Below are 24,084 nucleotides of genomic sequence, written 5' to 3'. Positions count from 1 at the left end.
TCCCAGCGGCTGCTCAGCGAGCCGTGGGAGAATCGCGCGTATGTCTGGAGCCGACGGTCTGCCCCCCAGCGAAGGCACCCCACGGACCCTCCACGACGGCACCCCCGTCACCCTCGTGCACGTCGTGCGGCACGGCGAGGTGCACAACCCCGAGCGCGTCCTCTACGGCCGGCTGCCCGGTTACCACCTGTCCGACCTCGGTCGGCGGATGGCGCAGGCCACCGCGAAGCACCTGGCCGACCGGGACGTCCGGCGGGTCGTGAGCTCCCCCCTGGAGCGGGCCCGGGAGACGGCCGAGCCGATCGCGGGGGCCCACGGCCTGGAGGTCGACGTCGACGAGCGCTTCGTCGAGAGCGGCAACGCCTTCGAGGGCGAGCGGGTGGACCGGCGCATGCTGGCCGACCCCCGGCACTGGCCGCTCTACGTCAACCCCTTCCGGCCCTCCTGGGGGGAGCCCTACGCCGAGATCGCCACCCGGATGCGGGCCGGGCTGGACGCCCTGCGCCAGCAGGTCAAGGGCTACGAGGGCGTCGTGGTCAGCCACCAGCTGCCGATCTGGACGCTGCGCCGCGCCGTGCAGGGGGAGCGGCTGTGGCACCACCCGCGGCGGCGCCGGTGCAGCCTGGCCTCGGTGACCACCGTCCTGTTCCACGGCCCGCTGCCCGTGCGGGTCATGTATGCCGAGCCGGCCGGGCACCTACTCGACGCCGCGGTGGACGTGACCGGCGAGGCCGGCGAGGTGACGCGGTGAGCACCCGGGTGCGGCGCCGCGGCCCGCGAGGCGCGCGGACCCTGCTGATCCCCGCCCTCGCCCTCGCCCTCGCCGGCTGCACCGGGGACGACGGCACGAGCATCAACGAGCAGATGCGACAGGGCGACCAGAAGGGCTACGTCGCCGGTGACGGCACCATCCAGCAGGTGGCCGTCGGCGAGCGCGACCAGGAGGTGGCGCTCGAGGGCACCACCCTGGAGGACGAGCCCTGGAGCATGGCCGACCACGCCGGCGAGGTGGTCGTCGTCAACGTCTGGGGCTCGTGGTGCGGGCCCTGCGTCGCGGAGGTCCCGGACCTCGTCGAGGTCGAGACCGCGCTGCGGGAGGCGGGGGAGCCGGTGACCTTCATCGGCCTCAACTCGCGCGACACCATCCCCAACGCGCTGGCCTTCGAGAAGAGGTACGACGTCCCCTACCCGTCCCTGCAGGACGACGGCGGCCGGACCCGCGCCCAGCTCGGCAGCCTGGCGGTGGCCACCCCGACGACCCTGGTGGTCGACGGCGAGGGGCGGCTCGCGGCCCGGGTCAGCGGCGAGGTCGACGCCAGCACCCTGCGCAGCCTCGTCGAGGACGTCCTGGCGGACGGCACCGTGCAGGCGGACGGGGAGGGGGCGGCCGGGTGAGCGACCTCGTCCTCACCGGTCCGCTGCTGCTGGCCGTGGGCGTGGCCGCGCTCGCGGGCGTGGTGTCCTTCGCCTCCCCCTGCGTGCTCCCGCTCGTGCCCGGCTTCCTCGGCTACCTCGGCGGCATGACGCCCGGTCGCCCGGGCGAGGACGCGGCGGCGGCCGGCGGTGCCGGGCGGGCGCGGGGCCGGCTGGTGCTCGGCGCGCTGCTCTTCGTGCTGGGCTTCACCGCCGTCTTCCTCCTCATGAGCGTGGCCATCTCGGGGCTGGGGCTGGCCCTCGTGCAGCACCAGGACCTGCTGTTGCGCGTGGCCGGCGCGGTCGTGCTCGTCCTGGGCCTCGTGATGATCGTGCAGCCCGGCGCCTCCTGGCAGCTGCGCTGGCGACCCGCCGCCGGCCTGGCCGGGGCGCCCCTGCTCGGCGTGGCCTTCGGGCTGGGCTTCACCGCCTGCACCGGCCCGGCGCTCGCGGCCATCCAGACCCTCGGCACCTCGATCGTCCCGGGGGAGGACCAGGTGGGCCGTGCGGTGGTGCTGGGCACGGCATACAGCCTGGGCCTGGGCCTGCCCTTCCTCCTCGTGGCGGCGGGGGTCGGCTGGGTGAGCCGGGCCTCCCGCTGGCTGCGCGACCACTACCTCGTCATCCAGCGCGTCGGCGGCGGCATCCTCGTCGTGCTGGGGCTGCTCATGCTCAGCGGGGTGTGGGCGGGCCTGACGGCGTGGGTGCAGGCCCAGCTCGTCAGCAACTTCGAGACGGTGCTCTGATGGCCACCGACCAGCAGGCCCGCCAGCGGATCGAGGCGAGCTACCCCAAGGACCGCACCACCCTCGGCGGCCCGCGGCTCGGCCCGGTGGGCTGGGCGCGCTGGGCCTGGCGGCAGCTCACGAGCATGCGGACGGCGCTGGCGCTGCTGCTGCTGCTGGCGGTCGCCGCCGTCCCCGGGTCGATCTTCCCCCAGCGCGGCGTCGACCCGGTCCGGGTGCGGCAGTACTTCGAGGACGACCCCGGCCTGGCCCGCTGGCTGGACCGGCTCGGGATGTTCGAGGTCTACTCCTCGCCCTGGTTCGCCTCGATCTACCTGCTGCTCATGATCAGCCTCGTCGGGTGCGTGCTGCCGCGGATGCGCCAGCACCTAAGGGCGGTGCGGGCGCAGCCGCCGCGCACCCCGGCCCGGCTCGGGCGGCTCCCGGTGCACCGTCACGTCGTCCTGGACGCGGCGCCCGACGACGTGGTCTCGGCGGCCCGGGCCAAGCTCGCCGCGCGCCGCTTCCGGCTGCGCGAGGAGGAGGACGGCGCCCTCGTCGTGGCCGCCGAGAAGGGCTTCGCCAAGGAGACCGGCAACCTGCTCTTCCACCTGGCCCTGCTGGGGATCATCGTGGCCGTCGCGGTGGGCCACCTCTTCGGCTGGCGCGGCGAGATCATCATCAAGGAGGGCGAGTCCTGGACGGCCGGGGCGGGCACCTTCGACACCCTCAGCCTCGGCCCGCTCGTCGACGAGTCCGACATCCCGGCCTTCACCGTCCGACTGGACGACCTCGACGTGCAGTTCGAGGCCCAGGCCGAGGGTGCGCAGTTCGGCCAGCCGCGGGTCTTCCGGGGGGTGGCCACCATCGAGGCCGACGGGTCCGAGCGCCAGGTCGGCTTCGGGGTCAACGACCCGCTGTCCGTCGACGGCACCTCGATGTTCCTGCTCGGCAACGGCTACGCCCCCGTCGTCACCGTCACGGACGCCGAGGGCGAGATCCTCTTCTCCGACGCCGTGACCTTCCTGCCCCAGGACAACACCTACGGCTCGGACGGCGTCATCAAGGTGCCCGGCGCCGAGCCCGGGCTGGGCTTCGCCGGCGGCTTCCTGCCCACCCTGGACATCAGCGAGGCCGGGATGACCTCCTCCTTCCCGGGGCTGGTCGACCCGGCCCTGGTGCTCACCGCCTACGAGGGCGAGCTCTTCCCGGAGGGTCGCTCGCAGTCGGTCTTCTCGCTGCCCACCGAGTCCCTGGACCAGGTCATGCAGGACGACGGGCAGCCGAGCCGGATGCTGCTGCGCCCGGGCGACGTCCTGGAGATCCCCGGCGACCGGGGCACCATCGAGATGGAGACGGTCATCCGGTGGGGCGGCATGCTCGTGCGGCACGACCCGGGCCGCCTGCCGGCCCTGCTCTTCGCCGGCACGGCGCTGGTCGGGCTGGTGCTCATGCTCGGCGTCCGGCGGCGCCGGGTCTTCGTCCGCGTCCACCCGGGTGCGGGCGATCCCGCCGACCCGGGCTCGCGGCATACTGGACTGAGCGTCGCCGCCCTGCCCAAGGGCACCGACCCCGGCCTGGACGACCTGGTCGACGAGCTCGTGGAGCAGATCGTCGGGGCCAGCGGCGGCCGGGTCCTCGACCCCGACCGGCCGACCGGTGACGCCGCGGACGTGGCGCGGGACGACGCGCGAGACAAGGATGAGGTATGACGAACGCTTCCCTGGCCCAGGCCAGCGACCTCGCCATCTGGGCCAGCATCGTGGTGCTGGCCATGGCGATGGTCGCCTTCTCGGTGCACCTCGCGGTCACCGGTTCCACGCGCACCCGCCGCGCCGACCGCACGACCCGTGCGGAGGTCCCGGTCGCTGCCGGGGCCGGTGTCGCGACGCCGACCGGCTCTGCCGTGACGGGTCCGGGCCCGGTCCTCGCGCCGGCCTCCGACGCTCCCGCGCCCACCCGCCGGTGGGGCGTGGTCGGCCTGCAGCTCACCTGGCTGGCGACCTTCCTCGTCGTGGCCGGGACGGTGCTGCGCGGGCTCTCGGTGACCCGCGCGCCCCTGGGCAACATGTACGAGTTCGCCCTGTTCACCGCGTCCTTCGCGCTCGTGGTCTACTCCGCCTGGAGCCTGCGCAAGGACCGGCTCTGGCTCGGCGCCTTCGTCGTCGTGCCGGTGCTGCTCATCCTCGGGGCCGCCAAGCTGTGGTGGTACACCGAGGCCTCCCAGCTCATGCCGGCCCTGGACAACATCTGGCTGGTCATCCACGTCACCGTCGCCACCCTCTCCATCGCCCTGTTCCTGCTCGGCGCGGCGGTGGCCACGGCATACCTGCTGCGCGACAGCGCCCAGCGCAAGGGGGAGGTGCGGGGCTGGCTGGCCGCCCTGCCGGAGGCGGTGAAGCTCGAGCGCATCACCTACGGCGTGCACATCGTGGCCTTCCCGCTGTGGACCTTCGCGGTGATGTCGGGCGCCGTGTGGGCCGAGCAGGCCTGGGGTCGCTACTGGGGCTGGGACCCCAAGGAGACGTGGAGCTTCGTCATCTGGGTGGTGTACGCCGCCTACCTGCACGCGCGCGCGACGTCCGGGTGGACGACGCGGCGGGCGACGTGGGTCGCCATCGCCGGGTTCGCCTGCATCGTCGTCAACTACACCGTGGTCAATCTGCTCATGACCGGGCTGCACTCCTACTCGGGGGTCGCGAATTGATCGTCGCCCGCTACACCGCCATGCGGCTGCTGGTCTTCATCGGCTTCTTCGCCCTGGGACGGCTGCTCACGCTGAACGTGCTGTGGGCGGCCGTGCTGGCGGCCGTGGCCTCGATGGTCGTCTCCTACTTCCTCCTCGCACCGGACCGGGAGCGGCTCGCCGCCGGCCTCGAGCGGCGCGTCGAGGACCGTATGGAGCGTCGCCGGGCCCAGCTCGAGGACGAGCGGGTCGACGAGGAAGACTGAGCCGGGGGCTCGTGGCCCCCGAGGACGGGGGTCGTGCGCGGTGGTGGCCCTCAGGGGGCCTCAACCGCACACGAAAGCCCTTCAGGGGCCATGACCGCACACGCAGGACCCCCACTCGCGGGTGCCGTGCGCACTCATGGCCCTGAGGGGGCCTCAACCGCACACGCAGGGGCCTCTGCGGGTGGCGGCACCCGCCGGGGGCTCGCCGGCCCCCTTCGGTCCCGGCCGCTCGCCGACCAGGCTGGGTCTGTGCGCTCTGGTGGCCGTCAGGGGCCATGGCTGCGCACGCAGGACCACCACGGGCGGGGCCATGCGCGCCGGTGGTCCCGTGGGGGCCATGACCGCGCATGCAGGCCCTTCACTGGCGGGTGCCGTGCGCGGTGGTGGCCCTGAGAGGGCCTCAATTGCACACGCAAGGGCCACTGGGGGCGGTGCGGCACACACGCGGGGGCTCGCCGGCCATGCGGTCCCGGCCGCTCACCGACCAGGCCGGATCTGTGCGCGCTGGTGGCCCTCAGGGGGCCACGACCGCACACACAGGCCCTCCACTGGCGGGTGCCGTGCGCGCTAGTGGCCCTCAGGGGGCCATGACCGCGCACGGAGGGCTGCTCGCGACGGGCATGCGGGCGGGCAGGCACGCGGGCGGAAGGCCATGCGGGCGGACGGGCCCGCGCCGGCTCAGGACAGGACGAGACCGGCGGAGAGGGCGACGGCATACCCCAGCTGCAGGACGCCGGTCTGCGCCAGCGCGGGCAGCAGCGCCGGGCCGTAGGCGTCGGGGTCCGTGACGAGGCGGTAGGGGCGCCACGCGAGCGGGGCGGCGAGCAGGCCGAGCAGGGCCAGGGGGTGGGCCAGCGCGGCGACCAGGACCGCGACGAAGGCGCCCACGAGCAGCCCGGCGTAGAGCCGGCGGGTGCGGCGGAAGCCGATGCGGACGGCCAGCGTGCGCTTGCCCGCGGCCCGGTCGCCCTCGAGGTCGCGCAGGTTGTTGGTCACGAGGATGGCGCTGGCCAGGAGGCCGCAGCCGACCGCGCCGCCCAGGGCCGCGAGGTCGAGGGTCTGCGCCTGGGTCCAGGTGGTGCCGAGCACGGCGACCAGCCCGAAGAAGACGAAGACCATGACCTCCCCGAGCCCGCGGTAGCCGTAGGGCTTGGCGCCGCCGGTGTAGTGCCAGGCCGCCCACACGGCCAGCAGGCCGAGCACGATGAGCAGCCACGCCCCGGACAGCGCCACGAGCGCCAGGCCGCACAGGCCCGCGCCGAAGAAGGCGGCGAAGGCGGCCGTCCGCACGTTGGCAGGATCGGCCAGCCGCTGCCCGACCAGCCGGACCGGCCCGACCCGGTCCTCGTCGGTGCCACGGATGCCGTCGGAGTAGTCGTTGGCGTAGTTGACCCCGATCTGGAAGCCGAGCGCGACGCACAGCGCCAGCACGGCCAGGCCCAGGTCCGCCGCGCCGAGCGCGTCGGCGGCGGCCGTGCCGACGAGCACGGGGGCGAGGGCGGCGGGGAGCGTGCGGGGGCGCGCGCCCTCGATCCACTGGGCGAGGGTTGCCATCGGCGGGCTCCTACAGGTCTCGCAGGAAGTCGGGGTCGTCGTCCGGCCCGAGCGGGCCGCGCGGGCGCCCGGAGCGCCCGCCCCGGTCACCGAAGATGATGTCGAGCAGGCTGCGGGGGCGCCCGGCGACGAGCCAGGCCAGGCCGCCCACGACCGGGAGGAGGAGGCACACGACGACCCACACGGGCTTGGGCAGACCGCGCACCTCGTGCTTGTCGGTCTGCACGGCGTCGACGACGGTGAAGACGACGAACGCCAGGAGCGCCACGGCGACGACCACGCGGAGCACGTCCGCCTCCTTCCACGTCAGTGCAGGTGAGACTCCATTCTGCCACCCGCGTCGAGCAGCCGACGCGCCGCCGCCCGGTCCGGCTTGCCGGTGGGCAGCGCGGGTATGCCGTCCACCACCTCGACCTGCCGGGGCACCGCGTACGCGGGCAGGCTGCGGCGCAGCGCGGCGCGCAGGTCCTCGCCGGTCGGGGGGTCGCCGCGGTGCTGATCCGCCCCGGCCCCGGCCTCGTGACGGGTGACGGATCCCGACCCGCCCTCCAGGGCGACCAGGGCGGCCACCCGCTGGCCCCACTCGGCGTCCGGCACCCCGACGACCAGCGCGTCCCGCACGCCCGGCAGCGCCCGCAGCGCCGTCTCGACGTCGCGTGGCTCGACCTTGTGCCCCCCGGTGACGACGACGTCGTCGACCCGGCCGCGCACGGTGAGCCGGCCCTCGCGGCATACCCCGCGGTCCTCGGTGAGGAACCACCGGCCGGAGGCGTCGGTGACGAAGGACCGCGCCGTGCGGGCCGGGTCGTCGACGTAGCCCTCCGCCAGCACCGGTCCGCCCAGCCGGACGCGGCCCTCCCCGGTCACCTCGACCCGCACCCCGGGCAGCGGCACCCCGTCGTAGACGCAGCCGCCGCAGGTCTCCGACATGCCGTAGGTCGTCACGACGTGGGCGCCGGCCGCCCGCGCCCGCGCCAGCAGCGCGTCGTCGGCGGCCGCACCGCCCACGAGGACCGCGTCCAGGTCCTGCAGCGCGGCCACGCCCCCGGGGTCGGCGAGCGCCCGGTGCAGCTGGGTCGGCACGAGCGAGGCGTAGCGCCGGGTGCCGGGGTCCAGCCTCCCGACGGCCGCGGCGAGGGCGTCGGCGGTGAAGGGTCGCTCGGCATCCAGCTCGACGGGCTCGGTGCCGGCCAGCGCCGACCGGGCGAGGACCTGCAGCCCCGCGACGTGGTGGGTGGGCAGGGCGAGCACCCACTGGCCGTGCCCGCCGAGCCGCTCGGCGGTGCCGGTGCCCGAGGCGCGCAGCGCTGCGGCGGGCAGCCGCACCCGCTTCGGGGTGCCGCTGGACCCGGAGGTCGCCACGACGACCGGTCGCGGCCGGGCACCGGTCATGAGCCCTCGCAGCGGCGGCCCGAGGTCGGCCCAGGTCGCGCCGGCCGGCACGACCAGGTCGTCAGCGTCCGCCGTCACCGGGCTCGGGGGTCTGCAGGAAGCGCTCGACGTCGACGTACCACTCGCCCTCGATCCGGACCAGGGTGATCGTCGACTCGCCCATCGACTCGGCGAAGAGCTCGGAGTAGTTGTCCTCGTCGATGACGGCCGTGTCGCCCTCGGCGCTGATCTCGGCACCCCGCAGCTGCATCGCGCCGAGGATGTCGCGGCCCTCCTCGCCGAGCCCCTGGGCCTCGACGGCGGCCGACATGGTCTCGGGCAGCTGCTGCTCGCAGAGCTCGAGGTCCTCCGGCACCTGCGCCATCGGCCGGCTGGTGTCGGTGAAGGAGAGCATGAGGCCGCAGGCCGCCGGGTCCGCGTCGACGAGGGCGAGCAGGAAGGCCTTGGCCCGGTCGGCGGCGGCCTGGCCCGCCTCGCCGCCCTCCACCCCCTCGGGAGCGGCGCTGGTCACCGCGGCGTCGTCACCGGGGTCGGCCGGGTCCGCGGAGGCGGCGGTCCCGTCGGAGGAGCCCGGTCCGCTGGTGAGGGCCGCGTCGTCCGTGCCCTCCGAGGGGGCCCCGCCGGTGGCCTCCACGACCTCTGCGCCGCCGTCGCAGGCGGCGAGGAACAGGACGGGGGCGGCCAGCAGGGCCATGAGTGGGCGTCGCATCGCGGAAGGTCCTCCCTGGTCGCGGCCGTGATCGGCCCCGTCATCCTCTCACGGTGCGGCGTCGGCGGCCGGGCGCGAGCGCCGCCGTCACGGACGCGGACGGCTCAGAAGTACCAGGGGTAGGCGCGCCAGTCCGGCTCACGCTTCTCCAGGAAGGAGTCGCGGCCCTCGACCGCCTCGTCGGTCATGTAGGCCAGCCGGGTCGCCTCGCCGGCGAACACCTGCTGGCCCATGAGGCCGTCGTCGGTGAGGTTGAGCGCGAACTTGAGCATCCGCTGCGCGGTCGGGCTCTTGCCGAGGATCTCGCGGGCCGCCTGCACCGCCTCGGTCTCCAGCTCGGCGTGGTCGGCGACGATGTTGACCGCTCCCATCCGCTGCATCTGCTCGGCGTCGTAGGCGCGGCCCAGGAAGAAGATCTCGCGCGCGTTCTTCTGCCCCACCATCTTGGCGAGGTATGCCGACCCGTAGCCGGCGTCGAAGCTGCCGACGTCGGCGTCGGTCTGCTTGAACCGGGCGTGCTGCCGGGAGGCGATCGTCAGGTCGCAGACGACGTGGAGGCTGTGCCCGCCCCCGGCCGCCCACCCGCCGACCACCGCCACGACGACCTTGGGCATGGTGCGGATGAGCCGCTGGACCTCGAGGATGTGCAGCCGACCGCCCTCGGCCCGGACCCGGGCCTCGTCCACCCCGTCGCGGGTGGGGTCGGCGCCGGGGGAGGAGGAGTACTGGTAGCCGCTGCGACCGCGGATGCGCTGGTCGCCACCGGAGCAGAACGCCCACCCCCCGTCCTTGGGCGAGGGCCCGTTGCCGGTGAGCAGGACCACGCCGACGTCCGGGGTCATCCGGGCGTGGTCGAGGGTGCGGTAGAGCTCGTCGACGGTGTGCGGGCGGAAGGCGTTGCGGACCTCCGGGCGGTCGAAGGCGATGCGGACGCAGCCCAGCTCGCGGTGCCGGTGGTAGGTGACGTCGGTGAGGTCGAAGCCCGCGACCGGCTCCCACTGGTCCGGGTCGAAGGGGTGGCCTGCCTGGCTGCTCTGGTCGCTCACGCGGGCCAGCCTAGGCGGTGGGCGGCGCCGGTCCGGGCGGGTCAGCCGTCGCGGGTCGACAGCACGCAGAACTCGTTGCCCTCCGGGTCGGCCAGCACGGTGAAGCCGGCCTCCTCGGTCTGACCCACGTCCACGCGGGTCGCGCCCAGGTCGAGCAGCCGCTGGATCTCGGCGTCACGGTCCTGGCTGACGTGCGGGGCGAGGTCGAGGTGCAGCCGGTTCTTGACCTCCTTGCCCTCCGGCACCGGGACGAAGACCAGGCCCTGCCCGCGCCGCATCCACGCGTCGAGGTCGGGCTCGTGCTGCGGGGCCTCCATGGCCTGGCGCGGGACCGCCACCGCCTCGTCGGGGGTGTCGTAGACCACGAGCCAGTCCAGGGCCTCCGCCCACCAGCGCGCCTGCGCCTGGGGGTCCGCGCAGTCGACGACGACGGTGTACCACTTCAGTGCCATGGGGTGTCCTCTCCGACCTCGGTCGAGGACCTCAGTGTGCCCGGCCACCCGGTCAGCCGCTGTCCGTGAGCCCGGCCGGCGCGCACGCCTACCCTGGGGGCGTGCCCCCGACGCCTGACCTGGACGAGCTGCTGGCCGCCGCGCACGTGGTGACCCTGCCGCTGCGGGTGCGCTTCCGCGGGGTGACCGAGCGGGAGGCGGTGCTGCTGCGCGGGCCGTACGGGTGGGCCGAGTGGGCACCGTTCACCGAGTACGCCGACGCGGACGCCGCGCGCTGGCTCGCGGCCGCGGTCGAGGCCGGGTGGGGCGGGCTGCCGGCCCCGGTGCGCGACGCGGTGGGGGTCAACGCGACGGTGCCGGCGGTGCCCGCCCATGACGTCGAGCAGGTGCTCGCCCGGTACGACGTGCGCCGGACCGCCAAGGTCAAGGTGGCCGAGACTGGCCAGTCGCTCGCCGACGACCTCGCCCGGGTCCGCGAGGTGCGGCGCGTCCTCGGCCCGGCGGCCCGGGTCCGCGTGGACGCGAACGGCGCCTGGTCCGTCGACGACGCCGTCCGGGCGCTCACCGCGCTCGCGCCGCTCGGGCTGGAGTATGCCGAGCAGCCCTGCGCCACGGTCGCCGACCTGGCCGCCCTCCGGCTGGCGCTGGCGCGGGCCGGGGTCGACGTCCCCGTCGCCGCCGACGAGTCGGTGCGCCGCGCCGAGGACCCGCTGGAGGTCGCCCGGCGGGGGGCGGCCGACCTGGTGGTGGTCAAGGCGGCGCCGCTGGGCGGCGTCGCACGGGCGCTGGAGATCATCGAGCAGGCCGGGCTCCCCGCCGTGGTCTCCTCCGCCCTGGACACCTCGGTCGGGCTGGCCCTGGGGGTGCGGCTCGCCGCGGCGCTGCCGGTCCTGGAGCACGACTGCGGCCTGGGGACCGGCGCCCTGCTCGCCGCCGACGTCGTCGCCGACCCGCTCGTGCCGGTGGGGGGCGGTCTCACCCTCGCCCGTGCCGACGCGGCGCGTGCCGCGGTCGACCCGGGCGCGCTCACGGCATACCGGGGGGACGCGGGGCGCGAGTCCTGGTGGCGCGCGCGGCTGGCCCGCGCGCACGCCCTCCTCCCGGCCAGCTGAGAGCCGGTCGACAGCCGCACCGGCCAAAGATTTACGCGACGGAAACATCGGCAACACACTTGTTACGTGGATGCGCCTCGTCCTGAAACATGGCCGGTCTTGACTGGTGCCCACAGCGACGTGACCTCCCACCCCGACGACGTGACCCCTGGGAGGCCGCTCGTCCGCACCACTCACTGGAGGCACAACGATGGAACTCTCGACAAGCGATGTCTGGGTCATGGTGTCCGCGGCGCTCGTGCTGCTCATGACCCCCGGTCTCGCGTTCTTCTACGGCGGCATGGCCCGGGCCAAGGCCGCGCTCAACATGGTGATGATGTCCTTCATCTCCATCGGTCTGGTCGGCGTCACCTGGGTCCTGTGGGGCTACGGCATGAGCTCGGCCCCGCCGCTGCTCGGGGGCATCGTCGGCAACCCGGCCGGTGACTTCGGCCTGACCGGGGCGGTCGGCACCGCAGACCTCATCGGCATCGGCTTCGGCGCGACCTTCGCGATCATCACGGTCGCCCTCATCTCCGGCGCCATCGCCGACCGCACCCGCTTCGCGTCCTGGACGGTCTTCGTGCCCGTCTGGGTCACCCTCGTCTACTGCCCCCTGGCCTTCATGGTCTGGGGCGGCGGCCTGCTCTCGGCCGACGGCTGGATCGGCAGCACCTTCGGCGAGGCCATCGACTTCGCCGGCGGCCTGGTCGTCCACATCAACGCCGGGCTGGCCGCGCTCGTCCTCGTCTACGTCATCGGCTCGCGCGCCGGCTTCGCCAAGGGCTTCCACAAGCCGCACAACATCCCCTTGGTCATGATCGGCACCGCCCTGCTGTGGTTCGGCTGGTTCGGCTTCAACGGCGGTGCCGCGGGCTCCGCCGAGGAGGCCGGCCTCATCTGGGTCAACACCCTGGCCGCCCCGGCCGCGGCGATGCTCGCCTGGCTGGTCACCGAGAAGGTCCGCGACGGCCACGCCACCTCGATCGGTGCGGCCTCGGGCGTCGTCGCCGGTCTGGTCGCCATCACCCCGGCCTGCGCCAGCGTCTCCCCGCTGGGCGCCCTGCTCCTCGGCGTGGTCGCCGGCATCGGCTCGGCGCTCGCCGTCGGCCTGAAGTACAAGTTCGGCTACGACGACGCGCTCGACGTGGTCGGCGTCCACCTCGTCGCCGGCATCATCGGCACCGTCATGATCGGTTTCGTCGCCCTGCCGGTCGACGGCGAGGGCGGCGGCCTGTTCTACGGCGGCGGCATGGACCAGATGGTCGCCCAGGTCGTGGCCACCGTCTTCACGCTGCTCTACACCGGCATCATGACGACGATCATCGCCGTCGCCATCGCCAAGACCATCGGCTTCCGGGTCAGCCCGGAGGACGAGGAGCGCGGCATCGACCTGTCCGAGCACAGCGAGTCCGCCTATGCCTTCAGTGAGGGGGATGCCTCCTACGACCCCATCGCTGAGGAGGCCCGCGTCTAGTCGCTCGGGGCGACACGCGAGTCGCCTCACCCCCGGTGCCGCCCATCCGGTACCGGGGGTGAGGTCTGCCCCGGGGGAAGCCATTCGACCCGCGCCCTCACGCGGGATACCCTCGGAGGAACCCGTTCCATCCCCCACACCCTTCGTGAGGTGCTCCGTGCCTACCGGCAAGGTCAGGTTCTTCGACGAGGACAAGGGCTTCGGCTTCCTGTCCAGCGACGAGGGCAACGACGTCTACGTCCCCCGCTCCGCGCTGCCCGACGGCGTCGGGTCACTGGAGCGCGGCAGCAGGGTCGAGTTCGACATCGTCGCGGGCAAGCGTGGCGACCAGGCGCTGCACGTGCGGATCATGGACCCGGCGCCCTCGGTGTCCCGGGGCCTGTCGATGCGGGACCGCAAGCCGGCCGAGGAGATGGTGGTCGTCGTCGAGGACCTCATCACCCTGCTGGACCAGGCCTCCACCTCGCTGCGTCGGGGGCACTACCCCGACCGACCGCACGGCACGGCCATGGCGAAGGCGCTGCGCGCGGTCGCCGACCAGTTCGAGGCGGGGAAGTAGACCGGATGCCGACCGCCAGGATCCCCAAGAGCGACGCCGTCCTGACCGGGGCGGTCGAGGTCGCCCGCGCCGCCGCGCTCGAGATCGCCGAGCCCGGAACCGTCGGGGAGCACCTCGAGGTGGTGCTGGAGGCCGAGCGGCTGGCCACGCACTACTTCGCCTGCTCCGCGTCCGCCTACCCGGGCTGGCGCTGGGCGGTCACCCTGTCGCGGGTCCCCCGGGCCCGGAAGGCCACCGTCAGCGAGGTCCACCTGCTGCCCGGCGAGGGCGCCCTGCTCGCGCCCGAGTGGGTGCCGTATGCCGAGCGTCTCGCGCCCGGTGACATCGGCCCAGGGGACCGCACGGCCTACGTCGAGGACGACCCGCGGCTGGAGGCCGGCTTCGAGGCCACCGGCGAGGACGACGTCGACGCCGTCGCCCTGTGGGAGCTCGGCCTCGGTCGTCCGCGCGTCCTGTCCCCGGAGGGTCGCGAGGCGGCCGCGACCCGCTGGCACGACGGGGAGCGCGGCCCGGGCAGCGAGGCCGCCCGCAAGGCGCCGGCCCCCTGCCGCACCTGCGGCTACTTCGTCCCCATGTCCGGCGCGCTGCGCTCGGTCTTCGGCGTGTGCGCCAACGAGTGGTCGCCGGCCGACGGTGCCGTCGTGGCCCTCGACTTCGGCTGCGGGGCGCACAGCGAGGTCGACGTCGAGCAGCGGCCCAGCGAGAAGATCGACCCCCCGGTGCTCGACGACGAGACCGAGATCGTCTTCACCGAGCGCTGAGTCACGCCTCGGCGGCGTTGCCCTTGCCGCGGCGCAGGTAGGCATACCCCAGCAGCCCACCGACGATCCCGGCGACGGGCACCCACACCCACCAGTCGCGCTCGCCGCTGCGCAGGGTCGGCACGACCAGCAGCACGAGCAGCACGACGCCCCAGGCGAGGATCCCCCAGCGGACCAGCGTGATCGTGCGCAGCGGCACCTCCGGCGGGTGCAGGGGGGCGAGGCTGCCGCCGCGGCCGGCCGCGCCGGGGTCGTCGTCGGCGTGCTGGGGACCGGTGCTCACCCGACTACGCTAACGCGCATGTCGACCACCGCGCCGGACACGCGCTCCACGGGTTCTCTCGACGGCTTCTTCCAGATCTCGCAGCGCGGGTCCACGCTCGCGCGAGAGCTCCGGGGCGGGCTCGCCACCTTCTTCACGATGGCCTACATCGTGGTGCTCAACCCGCTCATCATCGGCACCGTGCCGGACGGCACGGGCGAGCTGCTCGCGGGCGGCGACCTGGCCGTCATCGCCGCCTGCACCGCGCTCGTCGCGGGGGTGCTCTCCGTGCTCATGGGGGTCGTGGCGAACTACCCGCTGGCGCTCGCGACCGGGCTGGGCCTGAACGCCTTCGTCGCCTACGGCATCGCCAGCCTGGACGGGATGACCTGGGCCGACGCCATGGGGTTGGTGGTGCTGGAGGGCATCATCATCCTCGTCCTCGTGCTCACCGGCTTCCGGGAGGCGGTCTTCCGGGCCGTGCCGACCCAGCTCAAGACGGCCATCAGCGTCGGCATCGGGCTGTTCATCACCATCATCGGCCTGGTCGACGCCGGGATCGTGCGCCGGCCGGCCAGCGGGCCGGTGCCGGTCGAGCTCGGTGTCGGAGGCTTCCTGGCCGGTTGGCCCACGGTCGTCTTCCTCGTCGGGCTCTTCGCGATCGCCGCCCTCATGGCGCTGCGGGTGCAGGGGGCGATCCTCTACGGCATCGTCGGCGGGACCCTGCTGGCCATCCTCGTGGAGGCGGTCTTCGAGATCGGGCCGCAGACCCCCGACGGCAGCAACCCCACCGGGTGGGGGCTGGGGGTGCCGGCCCTGCCGGACAGCGTCGTCGCCGCTCCGGACTTCTCGCTGCTGGGGCAGTTCAGCCTGCTCGGCTCGGTCGAGGCCATCGGCGTCACCGCGCTGTTCCTGCTCGTCTTCACCCTCATGCTGGCCGACTTCTTCGACACCATGGGCACGATGGTCGCGGTGGGCGCGGAGGCCGGGCTGCTGGACGAGGAGGGCAACCCGCCCCGGACCCGCCAGATCCTCGTCGTCGACTCGATCGGCGCCATCGCCGGTGGCGCCGGCGGGGTGAGCAGCAACACGTCATACATCGAGAGCGCCTCGGGGGTCGGCGAGGGCGCGCGGACCGGGCTGGCCTCCGTGGTCACTGGCGTGCTCTTCCTGCTGACGACCTTCCTGTCGCCGCTGGTCGCGATCGTGCCGCACGAGGCGGCGACGCCCGCGCTGGTCGTCGTCGGCTTCCTCATGATGCAGCAGGTCGTCGGCATCGACTGGGACGATCTGGAGATCGCCTTCCCGGCCTTCCTCACCATCGTGTTCATGCCCTTCACCTACTCCATCACCGCGGGCATCGGCGCCGGCTTCGTCACGTGGGTCCTGCTCAAGGTGGTGCGCGGCAAGGCCCGGCAGGTCCACCCGCTCATGTGGCTCGTGGCCGTGCTCTTCATCGTCTACTTCGGCATCGACCCGATCCGGGGCCTGCTCGGCGTCTGACCGTGCGCACTCGTGGCCCTCTGGGGGCCACGACCGCGCACGGTGGGGCCGCGCTCGGGCTCGAGGCCACCTCGGGGCCGTGACCGTGCGCACGCGTGGCCCTCTGGGGGCCACGACCGCGCACGGTGGGAGGGGCCTGTGGACGACGGGGCCCGGCGGCGTGGTCGCGCTGCCAGGCTGGTCCCGTGCAGGGGGTCGTGACGAGGACGCAGGCGCTGGCCGACGGGTGGTCGGCCAAGCAGGTCCGCGGCCTGCTCGGCCGCGGGCAGTGGCAGCTGATGCACCGCGGGGTCTACCTCACCCATTCCGGGCCGGTCTCCTGGGAGGAGCGCGTCGCCGCGGCGGTGCTGGCCGCCGGTGCGGGAGCGGTCGCGAGCGAGGGATGCGCCCTGCCCCTGTGGGGCCTCACCGACCGCCGGCCCCCGGTCGTCACCGTCGCGATCCCGGCCGCCCGCACGCTGCGCGCGGACCTGCGCGGTGTCCGGGTGCGTCGTCGACGGCGGCTGACCCGGGCTGTCCGCTCCGGTATCCCCGTGACCGGGCTGCACCAGAGCGTCCTCGACGTCCTGGCCCTGCCCCGGACCGACGACGACGAGATGGTGGCCCTGCTGCTGCGGGCGTGCCGGCCGGGCCGCTCCAGCCCGGCAGCGCTGCGGGCCGAGCTGGCCCACCACCCGCGCCACCGCCGGCGGGCCGAGCTCGACGACGTGCTGGAGGCGGCCGAGCTGGGCCTGGGCAGCGTGGCCGAGTGGCGCTACGTCCGTGACGTCGAGCGGGCCCACGGCCTCCCCACCATGACCCCGCAGGTGGCAGTGGCCCCGTCGGGTGAGCTGGTCGGCATCCGAGGGGCCACCCCGACGCAGGGGCTGCAGTACCTCGACCTCCTCGACCCGGAGCGGGGTGTCGGGGTCGAGATCGACGGGGCGCTGTTCCACGACGACCGCGTGCACCTCGACCGGGCACGGGACCGCAGCGGCCTGGTGGCGGGCCGGGCCATGCTCCGGGCCGGCTGGAGCGACGTCGTCCTGCGGCCCTGCGAGCTGGCCGTCGAGGTGGCTCTGGTGCAGATCCGGCACGGGTGGCCCGGACGCCCGCACGGCTGCACCCCGGGCTGCGCCCTCGCCGGCGATGTACGGCTGTCCTGAGGAGGAGGCCAGCGCCGCAGCGGGCCGAGGGCCGGTGGGGCCCGTCGGGCAGGGAGTGTGTGCGGTGGTGGCCCTGTAAGGGCCATGGGTGCACACGGACTTGCCTCTGGAGGGGTGGTGCCGGGGCAGGTGGCGCCCGCAGGGCACACGACTGTGCGCGGTGGTGGCCCTGCAGGGGCTATGAGTGCACACGGACTTGCCTCCGGAGGGGTGATGCCGGGGCAGGCGGCATACCCTCGGCCGATCGTTAGTTGAGGTAATGAGATAGACTAACGACCGTATGCCTGACCTCACGCCGGACCCCGCCACCGCGGCGCTGGCGCACGACCTGCGCATCGCCTGCATGCGGGTGGCGCGGCGGGTGCGCTTCGACGCCGACAACACCATCGCCCCGCACCACTTCAGCGTCCTGGTGCGCCTGCACGAGCAACCGCGCACCCTGGGGGAGCTGGCCGCGATCGAGCAGGTGAGCGCGCCGAGCATGAGCCGCAGCGTCGCCCAGCTCGCCGACCAGGGGTATGTCGTCCGCTCGCCCGACCCCGACGACGGCCGCCTCGTGCGGCTCTCGCTGACGGCGGAGGGCCGGGAGGTCGTCGAGCGCGAGCGCGAGCACCGGGACGCGTGGATGGCCGCCCGGCTCGAGGGGCTGAGCGAGCAGGACCGCGCGCTGCTGCGCCGGGCCAGCGACCTCCTCGAGCAGGTCCTCGAGGCGGACCGGGCGGGCGACCGGCCCTCCCGCAGGGGGGAGGACCGATGAGCGCGATGTTCTCCGCGCTGTCGGTGCGCAACTACCGGATCTACGCCACCGGCGCCATCATCTCCAACACCGGCACCTGGATGGGCCGGGTCGCCCAGGACTGGGTGGTCCTCACCGAGCTGACCGACAACTCGGCCCAGGCCCTCGGCATCGTCACCGGCCTGCAGTTCCTGCCGATCCTGCTCTTCACCCCGCTGGCCGGGGCCATCAGCGACAACTTCTCCAAGCGCAACGTCATGCTCGTCAGCCAGTCGGCCATGGCCTTCTTCGCCGTGGTCATGGGGGTCGCGGTGCTGACGGGGCACATGCAGCTGTGGCACATGTTCGTGCTGGCCTTCCTCTCCGGCACCGCCGCCGCCGTGGACGCCCCCGCCCGGCAGTCCTTCGTCTCCGAGATGGTGCCCAAGGCGCAGCTGACGAACGCCGTCGGCCTCAACTCCGCCTCCTTCCACTCCGGCCGGCTCCTCGGCCCCGGCGTGGCGGGCCTGCTCATCGCCGCCTTCGGCACCGGCCCCACCCTGCTCCTCAACGCGCTGACCTTCGTCGCCGTCATCGTGGCGCTGCTGGCCATGGACCCCCGCCAGCTCACGAGCAAGCCGCGCACCGGCCCGCGCGGCCGGGTCCGCGAGGGCATCGCCTACGTGCGCGGTCGACCGGACATCATGCTCATCCTCGTCGTCGCCTTCATGCACGGCACCTTCGGGATGAACTTCCAGATCTTCAACGCCCTCATGTCCACCCAGGTCTTCGGCAAGGGCGTCACCGACTTCGGCATCACCGGCTCGGTCATGGCGATCGGCTCCCTCGCGGGGGCCCTCCTGGCCGCCCGGCGGGAGCGTCCGCGGTGGCGGCTCCTGCTCGGCTCGCTCTTCGTCTTCGCGGTCCTCACCGGCGCGCTCGCCTTCGCGCCGAGCTTCACGGCATACACGATCCTGCTCGTGCCGACCGGGCTGTGCGCCCTCACCGTCATGGTGAGCGCCAACGCCATGGTGCAGCTCACCGTCGACCAGGCGGTCCGCGGCCGGGTGATGGCGCTCTACATGGCCGTCTTCATGGGCGGGACCCCGGTGGGGTCGCCGTTCCTCGGCTGGTTCGCCGAGCAGTTCGGCGCCCGCCCGACCGTGCTCATCGCCACCCTCATGTGCGGCGGCACCGCGGTGCTGGCGACCCTCTACCTCATGCGCCACGACCAGCTGCGGCTGCGCTTCCGCGCCACCTGGCCGCGTCCGGTCTACCTGGTGCGCATGACCGAGCCCCTCCCTGAGAAGGTGGTCTGATGAGCGCCCGAACCCGTCGCGTCGTCGTCCTGGTGGCCCTGGCCGCCCTCATCCTCGTCCCCGTCCTCGCGACGCTGGGCTGAGGCATCATGACGACGTTCACCACGCGCCCCACCCTCACCGGCACGTTCGGCATGGTGTCGAGCACGCACTGGATCGCGTCCTCGGCCGGTATGCGGATGCTCGAGCTCGGCGGCAACGCCGCCGACGGGGCGGTCGCGACCGGCTTCGTGCTGCAGGTCGTCGAGCCGCACCTCAACGGCCCGGGGGGTGACCTCCCGCTCATCGTGTCCTCGGTGGAGGACCCGACCCCGCGGGTGCTGTGCGGCCAGGGGCCGGCCCCCGCGGGCGCCACCCCGGAGCACTTCGCGCAGGCGGGGCTGGACCGGGTCCCCGGCTCCGGTCCGTTGGCCACCGCCGTGCCCGGTGCGGTCGACGCGTGGCTGACCCTCCTGCGCGACCGCGGGACGACGAGCGCCCGGCAGGCCCTGGAGCCCGCCCTGCACTACGCCCGGCACGGCCACCCCGTCCTGCCGCGGGTGAGCGCCACGATCGCCTCGGTCGCCGAGCTCTTCACCTCCGACTGGCACCCGTCGGCCGACCAGTGGCTCGTCGACGGAGCGCCGCCCGAGCCGGGCAGCCTCGTCACCAACCCCGCGTGGGCGGACACCCTGGAGCGGCTGCTCGCCGAGGAGCAGGCAGCCGTGCGGGGAGGGGCCACCCGCGAGGGCGGCATCGACGCCGTGCTGCGCGCCTGGCGGGAGGGCTTCGTCGCCGAGGCGATCGGGGCCTTCGCCGGGCGGGCGTTCCGGCACAGCGGCGGCGCCGTGCTGCCGGGCGTCATCACCGCCGACGACATCGCCTCCTTCGAGGCGACCTGGGAGGACGCCGTCACCGCGTCCTGGCGCGGGCACACGATCGCCAAGACCGGTCCCTGGGGGCAGGGGCCGGCCCTCCTGCAGGTGCTCGCCATGGTCGACGAGGCCTCCGGCGGGCCGGAGGCCGACGTCGCCCTCGACACCGTCGAGGGCGTGCACACCCTCGTGGAGGCCTGGAAGCTGGCCATGGCCGACCGGGAGGCGTGGCTCGGGGACAGCGCCGAGGAGGGCTCCGAGGCCCACGTGCCCGTGGCCGAGCTGCTCGCCGCGGACTACCTCGCCCAGCGGGCCGCCCTCATCGACGCCCACGCCTCGCGCGACCTGCGCCCGGGGTCGCCCGGCGGCCGCACCCCACGCATCGCGGCCCAGGCCCGGCAGACCGAGGGGGCCGACGTGGACCCGGGCGACGCCACGGCCGGGGAGCCCACGGTCCAGCGCGACGGGGCCACCCGCGGCGACACGTGCCACGTCGACGTCGTCGACCGGTGGGGCATGCTCGTCTCGGCGACGCCGAGCGGCGGCTGGCTGCAGTCCAGCCCGTTCATCCCCGAGCTGGGGTTCGCGCTGGGCAGCCGGCTGCAGATGATGTGGCTCGAGCAGGGGCTGCCCAGCTCGCTGGTCCCCGGGCGGCGCCCCCGCACCACCCTCACGCCGACCATGGTCCTGCGCGACGGCATACCGGTGCTCGCCTGCGGAACCCCCGGTGGCGACCAGCAGGACCAGTGGCAGAGCGTCTTCCTGCTGCGTCACCTCGTCGGCGGGCTCGGGCTGCAGGAGGCCGTCGACGCCCCCAACGTGCACACGACGAGCTTCCCCGGCTCCTTCCACCCGCGCGCCAGTGAGCCCGGCGTCCTCGTCGCCGAGTCCCGGCTGGGCGAGGACGTGCTGGACGGGCTGCGGGCCCGTGGCCACGAGGTGCTGGACCAGGGCCCTTGGAGCCTGGGGCGGATGTGCGCGGTCAGCCGCGACCCGGAGACCGGCGTGCTCGGTGCCGCCGCCAACCCGCGCGGGATGCAGGGGTATGCCGTCGGGCGTTGACCTATCGACACCGGTGCACCGCCTAGGCTGGCAGCGCACCCCGAGACCCGCAGGAGGACCCGTGGCTGGCAAGACACGGTTGGCCAAGCAGGCGATCAAGTACGGTCCGGTCGTCTACGCGCTGGCCCAGAAGTACGGCCCCCAGGTGGTGGACCAGATCCTCAAGCAGCGTGAGCCGGCGACCAAGTTCGTGCAGGACCAGGCGTCCCGCGCCCGCACCAACCCGCGCAAGCACGCCCTGGCGCACGCCGACACCGTCGTGGACGGCTCGCTGCAGCAGGTCTTCCACCGCGGGCACCCCTACTGGGTGGTGTTCTCGCGCAACGAGCCGGTCGGGGTCCACCCGCACACCGACGCCGCCTTCGACACGCTGCTGCTCAACGCCGACCCGGGCAAGCGGCACACCCCCGACGAGCTGCGCCGCACCGTGCACCTGCCCCGACGGGGCAAGCGGTGACCGGCACGCCGGCCCTCGGCGGGCGCACCGACTACAGCGGCGAGGGCATCGTCGAGGCGGACGCACCGGACGCGCCGCTGCCGCTGGTGCAGGCGTGGCTGGACGCCGCGATCGCGCGCCAGGAGGAGCAGGGCGACGTCCCGGAGCCGTCGGCCATCTCGGTGGCGACCGTCGACGGCGACGGTATGCCCGACGTCCGCACCGTCCTCATGCGATTTCTCGACGGCCGCGGCCCCGGCTTCCTCACCAGCACGGCCTCGGCCAAGGGGCGCCAGCTGCGGGAGAACGACGCGATCGCCGTCTCGCTCACCTGGCCCTCCATGTTCCGCGCGGTGCGCTTCCGAGGGTATGCCGAGGCGCTGGAGCACCACCTCGTCGCCGACTACTTCCGCAGCCGCCCCTACGGGTCGCGGATCAGCGCCCACGCCTCGGCCCAGAGCGACCCGGTGTCGGGCCGCGCGGCCCTGGAGGAGGCATACCGCCGCTGCGAGGAGCGCTGGCCGGACACCGGTGACCCCGAGGACGTGCCCCTGCCGGCCCACTGGGGCGGGTACCGCGTGCGCGCCGAGCGGGTCGAGGTCTGGGGCGGACGGCGCAACCGCCTGCACGACCGGCTGGTCTGGACCCGGGTGGCCCCCGGCGGGCTGGACGAGCCCGACGCGTGGCGGCGCGGACGGATCCAGCCGTGACCCCCGCCGTCCGGGGCGCCGTGTCGGCCCCCGACCGTAGGATGGCGCCGTGAGCGGCGATCTGATCGACACGACGGAGATGTACCTCAAGACCGTCTTCGAGCTGGAGGAGGACGGCGTCCTGCCCATGCGGGCACGGATCGCCGAGCGCCTGGGCCAGTCGGGTCCCACGGTCTCCCAGACCGTGGCGAGGATGGAGCGCGACGGCCTGCTCGAGCTGGCCGAGGACCGCCACCTCGTGCTCACCGAGGCCGGGCGCGCCGCAGCCGTGCGGGTCATGCGCAAGCACCGGCTCGCCGAGCGCCTGCTCACCGATGTCATCGGCCTCGACCCGGCCTTCGTGCACGACGAGGCGTGCCGGTGGGAGCACGTCATGAGCGAGCAGGTCGAGCGGCGCATCCTGGAGCTGGTCGAGGACGGCACGAGCTCGCCCTACGGCAACCCGGTGCCGGGTCTGGCCGAGCTCGGACGCGACGACGCCCCGGCGGCGGACGGGCAGGCCAGCAGCGACATCGCCGAGCGGGGCGGGCGCACGGCGGCCCGCGTCGCGCGGCTCGGCGAACCGGTCCAGGTGGACCCCGAGGTGCTGGGTCTGCTCCTCGACTCGGGCATCCGCCCGGGGGCCGAGGTGGAGATCTGGGGCGAGGAGGGGCGGACCATCGTCGGCGCCGTCGACGGGGAGGCCGTGTCCCTGCCGCAGGACGTGGCAGGGCACGTCTTCTGTGTCGTGACCGGTGCCGATGCTGCTGTGAGATGACTCACTCGTTACCTGGAAGAACGGTCAAGTCGTCCGGCATCGTCGCAGGTCAGAGCCTCTGTGGCGGGTGAGGACGACACGAGTTGTCCACACCGTCGTTACCTGAGCGTGACATTTGGCGGCGGCTCTGTGTAACCTCGAAGAGTCCTCCTCCCTGGGGGGACCCCCGAGCGCGACTGCCTAGTCCTGTCCGCGCGTCGATCGGGGCCGTGGCACGTACGACACCGCTTTGACAGGAGCGGGGGAACCACCTCTGGAGCCGCCCCTGCGGCTCCTCGGGGCGACGGACCGGCCAGCCCGGTCCAGGGGCACTCCAGCCCGAAGCCCGACAGCTCACCCCGCAGGCACTGGAGGATCTACATGACGCAGCGCACCACCGGCCGCCACCGTCGGCCCGGTCGTCTCCGCACGACCAGCACCACCCTGACCCGCACGGCGGCCGTGGCCGCGACGTCGACCGGCCTGCTGGCCGGCGCGGCGCTCAGCGCCAACGCAGCACCCGAGGTGCCCCAGGACCGTGACGGGCTGCTCCGTCTCGGCCCCGGCGTCAGCGCCGACCGCACGGTCACCGTGGACCGTCCGGCGCAGGCCGTCGCCGCCCCGTCCGACATCGAGCTCGACTCCTTCGGCATCGGCGGGTTCTCCGCCTACACCCCCGAGGTCGAGGTCGCCGTGGAGGAGCCGGCGCAGGCCGCCCCCGCGCAGCAGGAGCAGGCCGCTCCCGCGCAGGAGCAGGTCACCGAGCAGGTCTCCGCCCGTGAGGAGACCAGCGCGAGCCGCACCAACGAGCGCACCGCCACCCCGGAGCCCGCGGCCCCGGCCGAGCCGGCCGTGCAGTCCCAGCCGGAGCCCGCCGCGGCTCCCGCCCCGACCGGTGGCGTGCTCGGCATCGCCGCCGGCCTGGTCGGGACCCCGTACCAGTGGGGTGGCAGCACCCCGGCCGGTTTCGACTGCTCCGGCTTCACCAGCTACGTCTTCGCGGCGGTGGGCATCTCGCTGCCGCGCACCGCCGCCGCCCAGCAGGCGTACGCCACCCCGGTGAGCAACCCGCAGCCCGGCGACCTGGTGTTCTACGGCTACCCGGCCTACCACATCGGCATCTACGCCGGCGACGGCATGATGTACGACTCACCGCGCCCGGGTAAGCTGCTCGATCTGCGCCCGGTGTTCGACGGCGTCTCTGGCTACGG

General features: G+C 74.1%; 26 protein-coding genes. 19 read left to right on the top strand and 7 right to left on the bottom strand.

The features are described 5' to 3' along the window. The first annotated feature begins 40 nt into the window (after positions 1 to 40). The 6 genes from AVL62_RS12905 to AVL62_RS12880 are packed head-to-tail and all read left to right on the top strand — an operon-like array spanning position 41 to position 5,090. The gene (locus tag AVL62_RS12905; RefSeq protein WP_083518941.1) at positions 41 to 751 is read left to right on the top strand and encodes a histidine phosphatase family protein; all 711 of its coding nucleotides are present in this window, start codon (positions 41 to 43) and stop codon (positions 749 to 751) included. After that, the gene (locus AVL62_RS12900) at positions 748 to 1,395 is read left to right on the top strand and encodes a TlpA family protein disulfide reductase (RefSeq protein WP_235585701.1); all 648 of its coding nucleotides are present in this window, start codon (positions 748 to 750) and stop codon (positions 1,393 to 1,395) included. The genes AVL62_RS12905 and AVL62_RS12900 overlap by 4 nt, the downstream gene beginning before the upstream one ends. Beyond that, positions 1,392 to 2,159 (top strand): cytochrome c biogenesis CcdA family protein, encoded by a 768-nt coding sequence (locus AVL62_RS12895; protein ID WP_058892073.1) that lies wholly within the window; start codon positions 1,392 to 1,394, stop codon positions 2,157 to 2,159. The genes AVL62_RS12900 and AVL62_RS12895 overlap by 4 nt, the downstream gene beginning before the upstream one ends. Then, entirely contained in the window at positions 2,159 to 3,850 is a 1,692-nt protein-coding gene (gene resB, locus AVL62_RS12890) for a cytochrome c biogenesis protein ResB (protein ID WP_083518940.1), read from the top strand. The genes AVL62_RS12895 and resB overlap by 1 nt, the downstream gene beginning before the upstream one ends. Further along, positions 3,847 to 4,845 carry a c-type cytochrome biogenesis protein CcsB gene (gene ccsB, locus AVL62_RS12885; RefSeq protein ID WP_058892072.1) on the top strand — a complete coding sequence of 333 codons (999 nt, stop codon included), beginning with the start codon at positions 3,847 to 3,849 and terminating at the stop codon, positions 4,843 to 4,845. Before resB ends, ccsB begins: the two co-directional genes overlap by 4 nt. Beyond that, a complete protein-coding gene (locus AVL62_RS12880; protein WP_058892071.1) occupies positions 4,842 to 5,090 on the top strand; it encodes a DUF4229 domain-containing protein in 249 nt (82 codons plus the stop codon). The genes ccsB and AVL62_RS12880 overlap by 4 nt, the downstream gene beginning before the upstream one ends. A gap of 678 nt (positions 5,091 to 5,768) precedes the next feature. Here AVL62_RS12880 and AVL62_RS12875 read toward each other — a convergent pair. From AVL62_RS12875 to AVL62_RS12850, 6 genes are all read right to left on the bottom strand, one after another. Then, positions 5,769 to 6,644 carry a 1,4-dihydroxy-2-naphthoate polyprenyltransferase gene (locus AVL62_RS12875; protein WP_058892070.1) on the bottom strand — a complete coding sequence of 292 codons (876 nt, stop codon included), beginning with the start codon at positions 6,642 to 6,644 and terminating at the stop codon, positions 5,769 to 5,771. 10 nt (positions 6,645 to 6,654) lie between these two features. After that, the gene (locus AVL62_RS12870) at positions 6,655 to 6,933 is read right to left on the bottom strand and encodes a PLDc N-terminal domain-containing protein (RefSeq protein WP_058892069.1); all 279 of its coding nucleotides are present in this window, start codon (positions 6,931 to 6,933) and stop codon (positions 6,655 to 6,657) included. A gap of 17 nt (positions 6,934 to 6,950) precedes the next feature. Further along, positions 6,951 to 8,114, bottom strand: a complete 1,164-nt coding sequence (menE, locus tag AVL62_RS12865; RefSeq protein WP_058892068.1) for an o-succinylbenzoate--CoA ligase — start codon at positions 8,112 to 8,114, stop codon at positions 6,951 to 6,953. Next, a complete protein-coding gene (locus tag AVL62_RS12860) occupies positions 8,098 to 8,745 on the bottom strand; it encodes a hypothetical protein (protein WP_153011793.1) in 648 nt (215 codons plus the stop codon). The genes menE and AVL62_RS12860 overlap by 17 nt, the downstream gene beginning before the upstream one ends. A 104-nt stretch (positions 8,746 to 8,849) precedes the next feature. Further along, positions 8,850 to 9,791 carry a 1,4-dihydroxy-2-naphthoyl-CoA synthase gene (locus tag AVL62_RS12855; RefSeq protein WP_058892066.1) on the bottom strand — a complete coding sequence of 314 codons (942 nt, stop codon included), beginning with the start codon at positions 9,789 to 9,791 and terminating at the stop codon, positions 8,850 to 8,852. A gap of 41 nt (positions 9,792 to 9,832) precedes the next feature. Next, positions 9,833 to 10,243 (bottom strand): VOC family protein, encoded by a 411-nt coding sequence (locus AVL62_RS12850; protein WP_058892065.1) that lies wholly within the window; start codon positions 10,241 to 10,243, stop codon positions 9,833 to 9,835. A gap of 101 nt (positions 10,244 to 10,344) precedes the next feature. Here AVL62_RS12850 and AVL62_RS12845 point away from each other — a divergent pair, with 101 nt between their 5' ends. The 4 genes from AVL62_RS12845 (at position 10,345) to AVL62_RS12830 (ending at position 14,131) form a co-directional block, all read left to right on the top strand. Beyond that, positions 10,345 to 11,355: an o-succinylbenzoate synthase gene (locus tag AVL62_RS12845; RefSeq protein ID WP_058892295.1), complete on the top strand. Its 1,011-nt coding sequence runs from the start codon at positions 10,345 to 10,347 to the stop codon at positions 11,353 to 11,355. A gap of 190 nt (positions 11,356 to 11,545) precedes the next feature. After that, the gene (locus AVL62_RS12840) at positions 11,546 to 12,811 is read left to right on the top strand and encodes an ammonium transporter (RefSeq protein WP_058892064.1); all 1,266 of its coding nucleotides are present in this window, start codon (positions 11,546 to 11,548) and stop codon (positions 12,809 to 12,811) included. Positions 12,812 to 12,968: 157 nt separating this feature from the next. Next, positions 12,969 to 13,370, top strand: coding sequence for a cold-shock protein (locus AVL62_RS12835; RefSeq protein WP_058892063.1), 402 nt, complete (start codon positions 12,969 to 12,971; stop codon positions 13,368 to 13,370). Positions 13,371 to 13,375: 5 nt separating this feature from the next. Further along, positions 13,376 to 14,131 (top strand): DUF3027 domain-containing protein, encoded by a 756-nt coding sequence (locus AVL62_RS12830; RefSeq protein WP_058892062.1) that lies wholly within the window; start codon positions 13,376 to 13,378, stop codon positions 14,129 to 14,131. 1 nt (position 14,132) lies between these two features. Here the strand turns inward: AVL62_RS12830 and AVL62_RS12825 are convergent, their stop codons facing one another. Next, entirely contained in the window at positions 14,133 to 14,414 is a 282-nt protein-coding gene (locus AVL62_RS12825; RefSeq protein ID WP_058892061.1) for a hypothetical protein, read from the bottom strand. Positions 14,415 to 14,432: 18 nt separating this feature from the next. Between AVL62_RS12825 and AVL62_RS12820 the strand changes: the two genes are divergently transcribed. From AVL62_RS12820 to AVL62_RS12780, 9 genes are all read left to right on the top strand, one after another. Further along, a complete protein-coding gene (locus tag AVL62_RS12820; protein ID WP_058892060.1) occupies positions 14,433 to 15,896 on the top strand; it encodes an NCS2 family permease in 1,464 nt (487 codons plus the stop codon). 197 nt (positions 15,897 to 16,093) lie between these two features. Then, positions 16,094 to 17,041, top strand: coding sequence for a hypothetical protein (locus AVL62_RS12815; protein WP_161937887.1), 948 nt, complete (start codon positions 16,094 to 16,096; stop codon positions 17,039 to 17,041). Between the two features lie 280 nt (positions 17,042 to 17,321). Then, a complete protein-coding gene (locus tag AVL62_RS12810; protein WP_058892058.1) occupies positions 17,322 to 17,798 on the top strand; it encodes a MarR family winged helix-turn-helix transcriptional regulator in 477 nt (158 codons plus the stop codon). Further along, positions 17,795 to 19,075 (top strand): MFS transporter, encoded by a 1,281-nt coding sequence (locus tag AVL62_RS12805; protein WP_058892057.1) that lies wholly within the window; start codon positions 17,795 to 17,797, stop codon positions 19,073 to 19,075. Before AVL62_RS12810 ends, AVL62_RS12805 begins: the two co-directional genes overlap by 4 nt. Before the next feature lie 89 nt (positions 19,076 to 19,164). Then, on the top strand, positions 19,165 to 20,991 hold the full coding sequence (locus AVL62_RS12800; RefSeq protein WP_058892056.1) for a gamma-glutamyltransferase family protein: 1,827 nt from the start codon (positions 19,165 to 19,167) through the stop codon (positions 20,989 to 20,991). Positions 20,992 to 21,052: 61 nt separating this feature from the next. Continuing rightward, complete coding sequence (locus AVL62_RS12795) at positions 21,053 to 21,448, top strand: hypothetical protein (RefSeq protein WP_153011792.1); 396 nt, start codon at positions 21,053 to 21,055, stop codon at positions 21,446 to 21,448. Then, positions 21,445 to 22,137, top strand: coding sequence for a pyridoxamine 5'-phosphate oxidase (gene pdxH / locus AVL62_RS12790; protein WP_058892054.1), 693 nt, complete (start codon positions 21,445 to 21,447; stop codon positions 22,135 to 22,137). The genes AVL62_RS12795 and pdxH overlap by 4 nt, the downstream gene beginning before the upstream one ends. A gap of 49 nt (positions 22,138 to 22,186) precedes the next feature. Further along, positions 22,187 to 22,894, top strand: a complete 708-nt coding sequence (locus tag AVL62_RS12785) for a metal-dependent transcriptional regulator (protein ID WP_058892053.1) — start codon at positions 22,187 to 22,189, stop codon at positions 22,892 to 22,894. A 360-nt stretch (positions 22,895 to 23,254) separates the two neighbouring features. After that, positions 23,255 to 24,084 (top strand): C40 family peptidase (locus AVL62_RS12780; protein WP_058892052.1); only part of this gene is annotated, 830 nt, incomplete at its 3' end.

It is taken from the genome of Serinicoccus chungangensis (assembly GCF_001483745.1).
Taxonomy (GTDB): domain Bacteria; phylum Actinomycetota; class Actinomycetes; order Actinomycetales; family Dermatophilaceae; genus Ornithinicoccus; species Ornithinicoccus chungangensis_A.
Note: the sequence above shows the minus strand (reverse complement) of the source record. Positions and strands in the feature narration are given on the sequence as shown.